Raw genomic sequence first — 13,180 nt, 5'->3', positions numbered from 1 at the left:
TATGCACAAGGCCATGGGCCAAGGTGCCAACTCAGCTGTACAAGTGCCAACAGGATTGCTGCTCTCGGCGGGAGTCATTCTGAAACGATCAGTAAGGCAGTTCATGCTCAGCCTGAGCACCGAGGTCGAGGAGGCCGCCATCATCGACGGCGCGGGCCCCCTGCGGATCTTCGTCCGGATCATCCTGCCGATGTCGTCCGCGCCGATCGCCACCGTGTCACTGCTGATGTTCGTCAACGCCTGGAACGACTACTTCTGGCCGCTGCTGATCGCCAACGACCAGAGCGTCCAGCCCCTCACCCTCGCCCTCGGCGTCTTCAAGCAGTCCTCACCCCAAGCCGCCCCCGACTGGGCGGGCCTGATGGCCGCCGCCCTCATCGCGGCGCTGCCGATGCTGCTGCTCTTCATCGCCTTCGGCAAACGCATCGTCAACTCCATCGGCTTCTCCGGCCTCAAGTGACCAGTGAAAGAAGGAACCATGAGAGTTCGCAAGACTGTGGCTATGGGAGCCTCACTCACCCTGGCGGCCGTCCTTTCCGCCTGCTCCTCCAACTCCGGTAGCGGCTCCGGCTCCTCGGCCCTGAACTGGTGGACCTGGGACGACAAGCAGGCGGCCGCCTACAAGGTCTGCGCCACGGACTTCGAGAAGGCCAACCCGGGCGTCACGGTGAAGATCACCCAGTACAACGTCGTGGACTACTTCACCAAGCTGACCGCAGGCTTCGTGGCGGGCAAGGCCCCCGACGCGTTCCAGAACAGCGTCCAGTTCTTCCCGCAGTACGCCGACCAGAACCAACTGCTGCCACTGGACGACTACATCAAGAAGGACAAGTTCGACCTGTCGCGGTTCTCCGTCGGCGTCGACTCGTGGAAGTACACCGACGGCCACCAGTACGGCCTGCCCCTGGACTGGGCGGCCACCGGCCTGTTCTACAACACCGGCATGCTCACCAAGGCCGGTTACACCGCCAAGGACGTCCAGAACCTGAACTGGAACCCCGACAACGGCGGCACGATCGGCAAGATGATCGCCCATCTGACCCTCGACACCAAGGGCCGACGCGGTGACCAGCCGGGATTCGACAAGGCACACATCAAGACCTACGGCTTCGGCCAGCTGGCCGCCAAGGACTTCCTGGGCCAGTCCACCTGGAGCTCCTTCGTCTCCACGACGGGCTGGCGGCTCGGCAACAAGGCCAACTGGCCGACCGAGCTGAACTACAACGATCCGCGACTGGTGAAGACCATGGACTGGGTCCGCACCCTGGTGGCGAAGGGCTACGCGCCCAAGATCGGCACGTTCACCAACACCGTGTCCGACGTCGACCTGCTCTCCTCGGGCAAGGTCGCGATGGAGACGGGCGGTTCGTGGACGGCGTCCACCTTCGCCAAGATCCCCAACGTCAAGGTCGCAATCGGTCCCACGGTCCTCGGCCCCGACGGAAAGACACGTGCCGTCTTCAGCAACTCCAACGGCAACACCATCTGGGCAGGCACGAAGAACCCCGACCTGGCCTGGAAGTGGGTCTCCTACATGGGCTCCGAGACCTGTCAGACCAAGGCGTCGGCGAGCGGTACCTTCTTCCCCTCCATCCCCGCCTCGATGGACGCCTCCGCCAAGGCCCTCAAGGCGCAGGGCGTCGATCTCACGGTCTTCACCGACATGCTCAAGAACAAGGAGCTCTACCCCTCGCCGGACTTCCGCAACGGCGCGGCCCTGCAGGACGCGATCGAGCCTCTGATCGAGGCGTACTTCGCCGGGCAGAAGAACGACAGCGTCTTCGCCGACATGCAGGCCAAGACGAAGAGCATCCTGAACGAGAAGTGACCGCCGCCTCTTCGGCGCACCGCGGCCGGGACGCGGCCCGTACGGCGCGTCCTTCCGTCCTCCTCGAAAAGAGACCGCATGCCACCGCGAAGGTCAGCCTCCTCGCGAGGGTGCGGATCACCTCGCGCCGGCCGGCGTCCCACAGCAGGACCCCGCCGCCGTCACCGAGGCGGTCGCCTGGAGCCCCGACGGACGATGGGCCACGTCGTCCGCCGACACCGACGCACTGCCGTGGGAGACCGAGACCAGGTACACCTGGTTGGTGCCGCCCGCGCATCCGAAGCCCTGGACCGGCTGGCCGTCCTTCCCGGAAGAGCCGGCCTCCGCGTCCAGGCAGAAGCTGTCCGGGGCGGTGACCAGTGTCCGGCCTCCGGACGGACCGGAGGCGCCGAGGTCGGCGTCCAGGCAGCTGTGGTCGTCCTGATCGAATGACGGTGGCTCCTCCCAGAAGTACGCCACGAAGGCGCGAGCGTCGCCCCAGCGCGGTGGGTTTGTCTTTGCGGGCGTCCGAGTTCACCCGTTGTCCGCTGTTCCTGGTCTCGTCGGCCATGAGTGTGGTGAGGTGGCGGGGCCGCCCGCCGGGTCAGTCGTGGATGCGGAGGCCGGTGAGCCGGCTGACCGTGGCCGGGTCACGGTGGTCGAAGAACAGCGACTTGCCGGTGTCCAGGTCGGCGATGGACGCCATCTGGTCGTCGGTGAGCTCGAAGTCGAAGACGTCGATGTTCTCCGCCATACGGTCGGCGCGGACCGACTTGGGGATCGCGACGATGCCGCGCTGGGACAGCCAGCGGAGCACGACCTGTGCCACGGACTTGGCGTGCTTGGCGGCGATCTCGCTCAGGAGCGGATGCGTGAAGAGGTTGTTGCGGCCTTCGGCGAACCCGCCCCACGACTGGATCTGGACCCCGTGCTCGCGCATGACCTCTTGGTCGGTGGCGCGCTGGAAGAACGGGTGGGTCTCGATCTGGTTGACTTACGACGTCGTCGGACGCAAGAGGATCCAGAAGACCTTCCACCACCCCCAGGTCGGCATCCTCACCCTCAGCGGCCAGAGCATGCACCTCGAAGGCACCCCGGGCCAACGCCTCGGCGTCTACACCGCGGAACCCCGGCACTCCCGACCACGATGCCATGCTCCTGCTCGACGCGATCGCCCCCGAGCCCGCCAGACACCCGGACTTGAAGGCGAAGCAGCAAGCGCACTCACAGCCCTGACCGAGACCTCCGCGGCGGTCCAGTCAGTCAGGAAGGGCCACCGGGCGTCGGCCGGCAACTGCTCCGGCAGTCTCCACAGCCGTCGTGCGTTGTCCGTACCGACGGCGTGGCGGGCGACTCCATGCAGGTCTCTCCGCGCACGATCTTCCGCGGTCAGGGCCTGAGCAGTCGGTCCTGCTCCATCGGCGGAGTCCCGTCGTGCCAGGGCAGGGCCTTGCCGAAGCGGATCAGCTCGCCGTAGAGGGCGGGGTCGACGTCCTCGGTGAAGACCAGGTCGAGCACCGCACGGGCGGCCTCGGAAGGCGACTGGGCCTGGCTGAAGTCGCTGAACCAGGGCCGGGAGGTGGCGGTGTCGACCATGCCGGGACACACGGAGGCGACCAGGGTGCCGCCGGAGAGGTCGTGCTCGCGGCGTTCGGCCGCGACCGCGCGGACGGCGGCGACCTGAGCCACCTTCGAAGGCACGTTCAGCCAGCGTGGCCAGCCCGCCTCCTCGGCGGTCCTGTTGTGGATGGCGGCGCGCCAGGACTCGACGGCGTACTCGACCTGGTCGAGGCTCGCGCCGTCGAACAGGTGCTGCAGTCGCGGATTGAGGTGGCCGAGGGTGCCCAGGCTGCTGGCCACGACGATCAGTCGGCCGCCCGGACGCAGGACGGGGCCGAACGAGCGCAGGATCGCGTGGGTGGCGGTGTTGGAGACATCGATGAACTCGTCGGCGCGCTCGGCCTGGGACTCCTCGGGCAGCAGCCGGGCGATGGCGTTGGAGAGCACGACATCGACCCCGCCGTGCCGTGCCCGGAGTTCGTCGGCGAGTCGGGCGACGGCGTCGGTGTCGGTGACGTCCAGGACCCGGCCCTGGACATGGCCGCGTGTGCCCGGGAGTTGCGCCACTTCGCGGGCGGCGTCCGAGACGCGCTGGTGGCTGCGGCCGGTGAGCAGTACGAGGTCGTCGGGGCCCATACGGGCCGCCAGCCCTTCGGCGAGCGCACGTCCGAGTCCCTGGTTGGCGCCCGTGACGAGGGCGATTCGCGAAGCGTTCATGCATGCCACGCTAGAAACGCGGCAGCCATGAGTCCAACGAGATTCACGCACAGCTACTATGCGGAATCATCATGGATTTGGGAATCGTCATGGACTTCACGGATGTGTCACTGACGGCGCTGCGTGTCTTCCGCGCCGTGGCCGAACAGGGGACCTTCACCGCGGCCGCGGCGTCGCTGGGCTACACCCAGTCGGCCGTGTCCCGGCAGATCGCCGCGATCGAACGCGTGGCAGGAGCGGAGCTGCTGGAGCGGCGGCGTGACGGAGTACGGCTGACCGCGGCCGGCCTCGTCGTCATGCGCCGTGCGACGACCGTGCTCGACGAGATCGACGCGACCGCGCGGGAACTGTCCGGCCTGCCCGGGCAGACCGGGACGGTCCGGCTGGGCTGGTTCCCCAGTGCCGGAGCCGTCCTGCTGCCCCGAGCCCTGGTCGCGCTGCGCCGCACGGATCCCGGCCTGCGCATCGTCAGCCGCGAAGGCAGCACTCCGGCGCTCGTGCGCGCCCTGCGGGCCGGCAGCCTGGACCTCGCCCTCCTGGCGTCGGCGCCGCCCTTCCGCCCGCCGGACGCCGAGTCGCCCCCACTGGTGCTGCACACACTCACCGAACACGCGCTGTGTCTCGCGCTGCCCGCCACCCACCCGCTCGCCCGCGGCGACTGCGTCGACGTGGCCGATCTGCGCGGGCAGCGCTGGATCGCCGGCTCCTCCGCCGGTGAGGACCGGCTGATGGGGGTGTGGCCCGGTCTGGACGAACGTCCCGAGATCGCCCACACCGCCCGCGACTGGCTGGCCAAGCTTCACCTCGTCGCCGCCGGGTGCGGGCTGACCACCGTGCCGCCCGCACTCGCCCAGGCCGCGCCACCGGGGGTACGCATCCTTCCCGTGCGCGGCGGGCCCCAGGAGCAGCGGCGTCTGTTCCTGGCCCGTCTTCCCCACCCGCCGAGCGAACCGGTCACGCGTGTGGCCGCGGCCCTCCGTGCCGCGGCCCTCGACGGCGACAGGCCGGGCTCAGACCCGTGACCGTCCCGGTTCCCACATGTACGGTCCCGGGCCCCACATGTCACGGCCGGTTCGGGGCGATACGGACGTTGACGTTCTTCATCAGTGGCTGATCGCTTTGCGTGCTGTAGTCGGCCGCGCCGATGAGGGCGTTCATTTCGGGCATGTACCCCGCCGCGCAGCCGCGGGGCATGTCGTAGCTCAACGCCCGGTACCCGGTGAGGGAGCGCTTGCTGCCGTCCTTGGAGGTGGCCGTGATGTCGACCAGGCTGCCGGGAGTGATGCCGCGGGAGCGCATGTCGGCGCGGTTCATGAGAACGAGCGTGCGCAGGTTCTTGATGCCCCGGTAACGGTCGTTGTCGGAGTAGATGGTCGTGTTCCACTGGTCGTGGGAGCGCATCGTCTGCAGAACCAACATGCCGTCCTGGGGCACGATGTCCGGCAGCGCGGCGGCGGAGAACTCGGCCCGGCCGGACGGGGTGAGGAAGACGAGTTCGCGGGCCGGTTGCTTGATCCGGAACCCCAGCGGCAGTCGGACGCGGCGGTTGAAGTCCTCGAAGCCGTCCAGGGCTTGGGCCATGGTGTCCCGGATACGGTCGTAGTCCTCGATGTACTGCTCCCACGGGACGGCGCTGTCGGGAAGAGTCGCCCGCGCCATGCCGGCGATGATGGCGGGTTCGGACAGCAGATGCGGCGACGCCGGGCGCTTCATGCCGAGCGACAGGTGCACCATGCTCATGGAGTCCTCGACGGACGTGGACTGCAGCCCACGGCGCTGGTGGTCCTTCTCCGTCCGTCCCAGACACGGCAGGATGAGTGCCTTCTTGCCGTGGACCACGTGGCTGCGGTTGAGCTTCGTGCTGACGTGGACCGTCAGTCCGCAGCGCCGCAGTCCTTCCGCGGTGTACGTGGTGTCGGGTGCGGCCATCGCGAAGTTGCCGCCCATTCCGACGAACACCTTGACCGTGCCCCGGTACATCCCCTCGACCACGCCGATCGTGTCCAGCCCGTGCGCGCGGGGAGGGTCGATGCCGCAGACCTCGGCGAGCCGGTCGAGGAACTCGGGTGTCGGCCGGTGGTCGATGCCGCACGTACGGTTCCCCTGCACGTTGCTGTGCCCACGCACGGGGGACGGCCCGGCGCCCTCGCGCCCCAGGTTCCCGCGCAGCAGCAGGAGATTGACGATCTCCCGAACGGTGTCCACGCCGTGTTCGTGCTGGGACACCCCCAGACACCAGCTGATCAGGGTCCGGTCGGACCGCGAATACACCTCGGCGGCCTTCAGGATGTCCGCGCGCGTCAGCCCGGACTGGCGCTCCAGCTCCTGCCACGGTGTCGCCTCGCACAGGGCCCGGTACTCCTCGAATCCCTGGGTGTGGCGGTCGATGAACTCGCGGTCGAGTGCCTTCGGGTCCGAGGCCGACTCCTCGATCACCGCCTTGGCCATGCCGCGCAGGAGCGCCATGTCGCCGCCCGCACGGACCTGGAGGTTGAGCGTGCTCGTGCGCGTCGACTTGAACAGGGCCATGTTGACGAACTCGTGAGGGACGATGGTCCGGGTGGCGGCCGCCTCGATCAGTGGATTGACGTGCACGATCTGCGCACCCCGCCGGTATGCCTCGGCGAGCGCGGTCAGCATGCGCGGAGCGTTGGAGGCCGCGTTGACACCCATGATGAACAGGGCGTCCGCACTCTCCCAGTCCGCGAGGTCGGCCGTGCCCTTTCCGGTGCCGAGCGACGCCTGCAGGGCGCGTCCGGACGCCTCGTGGCACATGTTGGAGCAGTCGGGCAGATTGTTGGTGCCGTACTCACGGGCCATCAACTGGTACAGGAACGTCGCCTCGTTGCCGAGGCGTCCCGAGGTGTAGAAGGCGGCTTCGTTCGGGTCGTCGAGGGCCCGCAGCTCGCTTCCGACGAGCTCGAACGCGGCCTTCCAGGTGATGGGCTCGTAATGGTCCGTCTCCTCGTTGTAGACCATCGGCTCCGTCAGTCTGCCCGTGTCCTCCAGCTCGAAGTCGGTCCATGTCGCCAGCTCCGAGACGGAGTGCGCGGCGAACAGCTCACGGCCCGCACGCTTGGGCGTCATCTCCCAGGTGACGTGCTTGATGCCGTTCTCACAGATGTCGAGCTTGAGGCCCTTGGTGTCGTCGGGCCACGCGCACCCCGGGCAGTCGAACCCCCCGCTCTCGTGGTTCATCTTGAAGATGGCGCGTGGCCCGTCGATCAGCGCGTGCTCCCGCATGAGAACGTGCGTGACGCTCTTGGCGGCACCCCAGCCGGCGGCCGGATGATGGTAGGCCCGCTGCGACGGCTGCTGCTCGGTGGTGGGGCCCTCGCCTCCAGCCGGTGTCCCCCCGCCGTGCGGGGAATCGTTTTCCGCGACCGCCCTGTCGGCATCCGAGGTAGTCATGCTGATCAACCCTTCGTATCCGCGGTCGAAGGAGTATGTGGAAACGCTACAACCATCCTGTGGTTCCCTCAAACGGGCCACAGACTCGAACGCACCCCTCGTCATCATGCGGTGCCCGCCCTTCAGCGGGAGGGCTGGAGCCGCTCCAGGAACTCCTGGGGAGTGATGGCGGGACCTCCGTCCGTTTTCACGACAGGAATGACCTCGTCGTCGTACCGGACAACGGGTGTTCCGATCACACCGAAGGAATCGAAATTCCCGAGCACCTCTCCGGCCCAGGTGAGATACGTGCCGGCCGTGACCTTCGTGTCGAATTCGGCGTTCCTGAGTCCGTTCACCTGGTCGGCAAGGGACAGCAAGACCGAGACGTCGGAGAATTGATCGTCACCAGGGGGAACCGGTTGGGAGGCGAAAAGCGCCGTCAAGTAGTCGACGAACTGTCTCTGTCCCACGTCGCTCGCCGCGGCCAGCGCGCTCAGAGCACGCCGAGAACCGCTGCCGCCGACCGTGTCGTCGATTGTCGCCGCGAAATGAAACTTCGCCACGAACTTGCCGTCGTCGGCTGCTTGGCGAATGGTACCGAGAAGACTGTCCGCCATTCGGTGACTGGCCCGGTCGCGCAACTCGACGAACACTTCGAGGACGTGGGGTGCGTCCAGATCGCCGTAATACAACGCGGTGCCGTCCACGCCGGTCGAATGCGCGGGATTCATGGCACGAGTCCGGCACGGACGGGGGCGCGGAGCATGGCGGCCGATGGTTCGATGAAGGTGCTCGAGCAGTACATAGGCGCGCTGCTCCGCGGCTGCCAGTCGGGCGGGGTCGACATCCGCCGCGTACAGCTCCCCGGCGGCGGCGTCGTCCGCCTCGCGCAGCTCCACCACTGCCACCGCCAGCTGTGTCTGAACGGCAGAGTGCGGTACGGCGGCGGAGCCGGCCAGCGCCTGTTCGGCACGTTCGGATGCTTCGCCGCACGCGGCCAGCGCTCGTTCCACACGTGCTGCCGGGCGCCCGTGGACCACCAGCAGGGCACAGGCCAGACCGATGAGGATGCCGAGCACACTGCCCAGCGTCCGGTCGTGGACGAGCGTGCCCACAGGTGCCGGAGACGCCAGGTCGCTCAGCAGCAGCGCGAGCGGGGTGAGGAAGACGACGCCGAGGCCGTAGTTCCGGGCCACGGTGTATTCCAGCAGGAATTCGAAGACCACGATCAGGGCGACGAGAGCCGTCGGCGCCGGGTGGGTGGCCAGCACGCCGAACGCGATCAAGAGCCCTGCTGCCGTGCCCAGGGTGCGTTGGAGAGCACGCTGCAAGGTGGAGCGGACGTTGACGGAGTGCAGGACGGCGGCTGCGGAGAGCGCGGCCCAGTAGCCGTGTCCGAAGCTCAGGAACGCGGCCAGGCCACCTGCCAGGCCGGTGCCGAGAGCCATCCGGAACGCGGGGACGACAAGGACCGCGACATGGCCCGGGCTGGCGACACCGGGCCCCACGGTCAGTTCGGCGGCGCGCCGGGCCGCGGGACCGGCCTCGTCCGGATGGCCGATCGCCGTAGCGGCGGACAGGCCGGACAGGGCGGTCGGGGACATCGGGTGCGGCAGAGGGGATGGGAGACGGCGGTACCTGACGGTCAGGTGCCGAGCCTGCACACGCAGGTACCGCGCGGTCGGGGCGTCGGGCGCCTGCCGGCGTGCGGAGGTGATCAGGACTGACCAGGCGAGGTCGGTCAGGTAGACACATGTCCCGCTCCGCTCGCCGTGCCGCTGATCGGTTGTCAGGGGACACAGGCCGAGCGACTGATACGCCCGGAGCACGGCGGCGGTTGCCCGGTGCCGTGTCTGCCGGCTTTCATCGGCTCCTCCGGCGGGTTCCAGCAGGTCGGCGAGTTCGCGGAGGGCCACGGCCACCGCGAGCCGCTGCGGGCGGTCCGGGTGCACGAACCAGCCCACCAGTGCCAGTGCCCAGGCGGTTGCCGCGCCCGTTGCGGCGAGCCCTGTCTGGACGAGCACGTCGCTGAGCGTGTCGGCTGGGCCGTTGGCCGCCACGGCGAACGAGAAGAGCATCAGCACGGCACCGAGGCCACTCAGTCGTGTCGCGTCGCAGAGGAACTTCGCCAGGCCGGCCGTGACCGCCATCGCGGCGATCACCACGGCGGTGCCGATGCCTCCCGCTTGCGGATCGGTCAGTGCGGCGAGCGTCGCCCCAAGCCCGACGCACATCGTCATGGCCACCGCGGCTACGGCGAGGACGCGGGCGCGGCGGCGGTAGGGCAGGTTGCGCCCGAACGTGGTGGTGAACGCGCCCAGCATGGGGAAGACGGCGAGCGCGGTTCGTCCGGAGAGCACCAGTGGCGCCGCGGGCAGTGCCATGGCGAGCGCCGCGCGCAGAGCGAAGAGGAGCGCCCCATCCACTGCGTGCAGGGAGAGCGCGCCGCGCGGTGAGAGTGCGCGCGTCACATGGGTGCGGTGATGGTGGGACATGCCCACTTCTTCGACATCAGTGAACGAGGATTCCTGCGAAGAGGTTGATGGCGGTAGCCAGAATGCTGGTACCGAAGACGTACGACAGCAATGTGTGCCGGAGCACCATCGAGCGGACCACCGCACTGGAGACGTCGGTGTCGGAGACCTGGTAGGTCATACCGAGGTTGTAGCTGAAGTAGAAGAAGTCCCTGTACGCCGGCGGCTGGTCGGAGTTGAAATCGATCCCGCCCGCGGAATCCACGTAGAAGAGGTACGCGTAGCGGGTGGCGTACATCAGATGCAGTGCCGCCCAGGCCATGAACACGCCGAGCAGCGCCGTCGCGGCATGGCCGGTGTCGGAGTTGCCGAGCAGGAATACCACGATGCCGACCAGACCGCACAGAGCGACTGTGACGACGACGATTTCCTCGAGGACGGGACGCAGGTCCTCGCGTCGAGCGTTGCCTCGGGTCGAGGCGGCATCCATCGGCCACAGCACGATCCAGCCGACAACCACGAAGAATGTCTGGGTCGCGGCGATGCCCGCAAGAATGGCCAGCGGGGTGTCGCTGGACGATGCGACGGCCACGCCGACCGCCGCTCCGACGGCGACCGCGATGGCGAGCCGTGGGACTGCGGAAAGCGACAGACGGATGCTCACGCTCACAAGCCACAACGGTAGTGCTTCGTGGCTGCTCGGCACGGCGAGAGCGGGACCAGGGGGTGACGGTGTCCCGCCCATGGCCAGGACGTACGGGACGCCCACGCTTCGCGATCGTGTCACGAGCCCCTACGGGACCGGAACTCCTTCCTTGAGAAACCACAGACCTTCGATGTGCCCTTTTCCGTCGAAGACGACGCGGAAATCTCCGGGCTGCTCGGCCATGCGCAGTGATATGTCGACCACCGTCCGATCGCCGGATACGACCTGCCGGGGCTCCCCGTGTGACTGGTAGCGACCGAAACCGAGATGATCCTGGTATTGCTTCCACGCGTTCGCGAGAACCGCGGGATTTCCCTCTTGCCGAATCGACTCGTCGAAGCGCGCTGAGACGGCGACGAAGTTTCCCTTCACGACCTGGTCGAGGGTTTTGAGAGCGAGCTGTTTGTAAGGGGGCGGGCTGGGGGCCGTGACCGGTGCCGGGGCCACGACCGCCGGGTCGATGGCCGACGCCGCGTTCGATACGGGCCCGCTGACCAGCACCAGCGCGCTGGAAGCCACGGTGACGGCGAAACCGAACTTGCTGAGCCTGCTGAACATGGATCCTCCCACTGGGTGTCCGTGGCGCGATCATGGAGTGATCATGGGGCCTCTGACCTGACGGTTGTGACGGCGGCGCATCACCTCGAAGGGGAGTACCGAGGCCCCGCAGCAAGCGACCAATCCCACCCAGATCGGCAGCATGAAGATGAGTGTGAATGAGCTGACGATCCAGCCCGTAGTGAACGTCACGTCGGCCCATAGTGGAAAAAGCGCGAGCCGGGTGGAGAACAGAGGGATCGGTCGTCCTGGTCTGCGCGACGCGGCGTACTGCACATAGGTAACGCTGGACAATGCCCCGACGATGACGGCGGCCGTGGCGGTGATGATCTGCATGAGAATCTCCTGACCTGAGAAATTCTGTATCCAGAAAAGGTCACCGAGGGGCTTCGCGTCATGTCACGTAACAGCGTGACTTGAAATCAGGAACCGATCTTGATAAACGGGGTAGTCACGTACGAGTTGGCACACCACAGCAGGCTCCAGCGTCAACAGCGGCCACTTGCCCGCTTGCCACGCGACGTCCGATGACTCCTGGGGCGAGCGGTGCGGCGAGCTCACGACTATGCTCGCAAGCAGCGGAATCGCCCATCGTCACCCAGCTGTTCCACCTGCACAACGGGAGCAGGAATGACCAGTGAAGCCGGGCCGATCAGCGCCGCAGCCCGTCGGGCGCTCGAACAGGAACTTGCGGATCTCCAAGCCGAGCACAACGCGGTCGCGGCAACCCTGGGCGGCACAGACTCAGCGGGAGACACAGCGGATCAGGCCGACGAGTTGCAGCGTGCCACTCAGTTGGACCGCGTCGACGCCCGTATCACCGAGATCACCGTGCGGCTGGACGGGGCGGCAGAGGCTGGTCCGCCCCGCACCGACGTGGTCGGTCTGGGAAGCACCGTCACCGTACGGTTCGCGGACGGCGCCGAAGAGACGGTCCAGATCGGTGATGTCGCCGAGCGGTTGGACCAGACATTGGTCACCACCGACAGTCCTCTCGGCCACGCACTGCTCGGCCACCGTGCCGGTGACTCCGTCAGCTACGACGCGCCCGACGGACAGACGACCGTGACGGTGCTGTCCCTGGGCGCCCCGTAGGACCCGTATCGCCGGCTCCTGGGGCAATTCCCCGACCGCTCGGGCGTCGCGCGGTCACGAGCCGAGTGCCACCACGGCCTCGTCGGTGTACACGAGGAAGGTCATGCTCTGGCGGAAGTACAGCTCGATCTCGTTCGCGTCATGCGCGGTGTAGCCGATCGCGAGGTCCTCACCGAGCCGCAGTTCGAAGTCCCCACCACGGGTGGACAGCAGAAAGGCGCCGTCTACCGCGGGCGCCCAGATCGGTGGGGCGTCCAGCATCCGGCTGAGATGCTCGGTAATGGGATACCCGTGGTCGGACGTCTCGCTCACCAGGGTGTACGCGTCGGCGCCCAGCAGCAGCGAATACGGGCCGGCGACTCCGGCCAGGCGCAGGGTCGTCAGCGCGCGGCTGACGGCATCCGGGTAATCACGTGTCTCCGCGGGCAGGCCGTGCACCGGATGGGAGGTGCGCCTGCGCAGCCCGTCGATGCCCGCTGCCTCGTATCCCTCGAAGACGGCCCGGTCTTCGGTGAACGCCATGGCGCGCGCCGCGTCCTTGACCGGTTGCCAGTCGGAGTCGTTCGAGCCGCGTTCGACGTCGTCCACCGCGTCGCGACCGACCTTGAAGGGGACGCGCAGTTCGACCAGGGGCTGTGCCTGGCGCAGGAGAGCGGTGACGCCCGGTCCGGGCGCTTCGACGCGGGTGAGATGGCCGGTGCCGACCGAGGCAAGCGCGGGACCGTCGGGTCCGGTGACGTCCACGACACGACGGCCCCCCACGTTGCGCTGGAAGGTACGGCGGGCTTCCTCCTCGATCTGTGCCCATGCCTCGGGCGTGATCGGCGCGAGTTCGCGGTGCAGGTTGTTCATACCGTTGGGTGTGGACAC

Annotated in this window: 12 protein-coding genes and 2 pseudogenes; 5 read left to right on the top strand and 9 right to left on the bottom strand. The window is 67.8% G+C overall.

The genetic code is table 11. The features are described from left to right. Position 1 precedes the first annotated feature (1 nt). Together ACIQTP_RS38835 and ACIQTP_RS38830 are read left to right on the top strand one after the other, a co-directional pair. Complete coding sequence (locus ACIQTP_RS38835) at positions 2–460, top strand: ABC transporter permease subunit (RefSeq protein ID WP_403408823.1); 459 nt, start codon at positions 2–4, stop codon at positions 458–460. Between the two features lie 42 nt (positions 461–502). Beyond that, on the top strand, positions 503–1,828 hold the full coding sequence (locus ACIQTP_RS38830; RefSeq protein ID WP_403408821.1) for an ABC transporter substrate-binding protein: 1,326 nt from the start codon (positions 503–505) through the stop codon (positions 1,826–1,828). A gap of 117 nt (positions 1,829–1,945) precedes the next feature. On the opposite strand, the gene ACIQTP_RS38825 is transcribed toward ACIQTP_RS38830, so the two are convergent. Next, positions 1,946–2,287 (bottom strand): hypothetical protein, encoded by a 342-nt coding sequence (locus ACIQTP_RS38825; RefSeq protein ID WP_403408819.1) that lies wholly within the window; start codon positions 2,285–2,287, stop codon positions 1,946–1,948. Positions 2,288–2,411: 124 nt separating this feature from the next. Then, a pseudogene (locus ACIQTP_RS38820) lies at positions 2,412–2,801 on the bottom strand (aldo/keto reductase); the annotation flags it as partial. Here ACIQTP_RS38820 and ACIQTP_RS38815 point away from each other — a divergent pair. Beyond that, positions 2,791–3,043: pseudogene (locus ACIQTP_RS38815) on the top strand (transcriptional regulator); the annotation flags it as partial. The pseudogenes ACIQTP_RS38820 and ACIQTP_RS38815 overlap by 11 nt on opposite strands. A gap of 153 nt (positions 3,044–3,196) precedes the next feature. On the opposite strand, the gene ACIQTP_RS38810 reads toward ACIQTP_RS38815, so the two are convergent. Further along, positions 3,197–4,084 (bottom strand): SDR family NAD(P)-dependent oxidoreductase, encoded by an 888-nt coding sequence (locus ACIQTP_RS38810; RefSeq protein ID WP_403408817.1) that lies wholly within the window; start codon positions 4,082–4,084, stop codon positions 3,197–3,199. 89 nt (positions 4,085–4,173) lie between these two features. Between ACIQTP_RS38810 and ACIQTP_RS38805 the strand changes: the two genes are divergently transcribed. Continuing rightward, positions 4,174–5,106 (top strand): LysR family transcriptional regulator, encoded by a 933-nt coding sequence (locus tag ACIQTP_RS38805; RefSeq protein WP_403408847.1) that lies wholly within the window; start codon positions 4,174–4,176, stop codon positions 5,104–5,106. A 40-nt stretch (positions 5,107–5,146) separates the two neighbouring features. Here the strand turns inward: ACIQTP_RS38805 and ACIQTP_RS38800 are convergent, their stop codons facing one another. From ACIQTP_RS38800 to ACIQTP_RS38780, 5 genes are all read right to left on the bottom strand, one after another. Then, a complete protein-coding gene (locus ACIQTP_RS38800) occupies positions 5,147–7,495 on the bottom strand; it encodes an FdhF/YdeP family oxidoreductase (RefSeq protein ID WP_403408815.1) in 2,349 nt (782 codons plus the stop codon). Between the two features lie 122 nt (positions 7,496–7,617). Further along, positions 7,618–9,972: an FUSC family protein gene (locus tag ACIQTP_RS38795; RefSeq protein WP_403408813.1), complete on the bottom strand. Its 2,355-nt coding sequence runs from the start codon at positions 9,970–9,972 to the stop codon at positions 7,618–7,620. A gap of 16 nt (positions 9,973–9,988) precedes the next feature. Beyond that, positions 9,989–10,615: a DUF1345 domain-containing protein gene (locus tag ACIQTP_RS38790; RefSeq protein WP_403408845.1), complete on the bottom strand. Its 627-nt coding sequence runs from the start codon at positions 10,613–10,615 to the stop codon at positions 9,989–9,991. 129 nt (positions 10,616–10,744) lie between these two features. Further along, positions 10,745–11,215 (bottom strand): DUF3887 domain-containing protein, encoded by a 471-nt coding sequence (locus ACIQTP_RS38785; protein WP_403408811.1) that lies wholly within the window; start codon positions 11,213–11,215, stop codon positions 10,745–10,747. Between the two features lie 30 nt (positions 11,216–11,245). After that, positions 11,246–11,551, bottom strand: coding sequence for a hypothetical protein (locus tag ACIQTP_RS38780; RefSeq protein ID WP_403408809.1), 306 nt, complete (start codon positions 11,549–11,551; stop codon positions 11,246–11,248). Positions 11,552–11,845: 294 nt separating this feature from the next. Here ACIQTP_RS38780 and ACIQTP_RS38775 point away from each other — a divergent pair, with 294 nt between their 5' ends. Continuing rightward, the gene (locus tag ACIQTP_RS38775; RefSeq protein WP_403408807.1) at positions 11,846–12,310 is read left to right on the top strand and encodes a GreA/GreB family elongation factor; all 465 of its coding nucleotides are present in this window, start codon (positions 11,846–11,848) and stop codon (positions 12,308–12,310) included. 54 nt (positions 12,311–12,364) lie between these two features. Here ACIQTP_RS38775 and ACIQTP_RS38770 read toward each other — a convergent pair whose 3' ends face one another. After that, positions 12,365–13,162, bottom strand: coding sequence for a family 1 encapsulin nanocompartment shell protein (locus tag ACIQTP_RS38770; protein ID WP_403408843.1), 798 nt, complete (start codon positions 13,160–13,162; stop codon positions 12,365–12,367). Positions 13,163–13,180 lie beyond the last annotated feature (18 nt).

The organism is Streptomyces sp. NPDC090798 (assembly GCF_044768965.1).
In the GTDB taxonomy this organism is placed as follows: Bacteria; Actinomycetota; Actinomycetes; order Streptomycetales; family Streptomycetaceae; genus Streptomyces.
The sequence above is the reverse complement of the archived record's forward strand: the minus strand, read 5'-3'. Positions and strand labels throughout refer to the sequence as shown.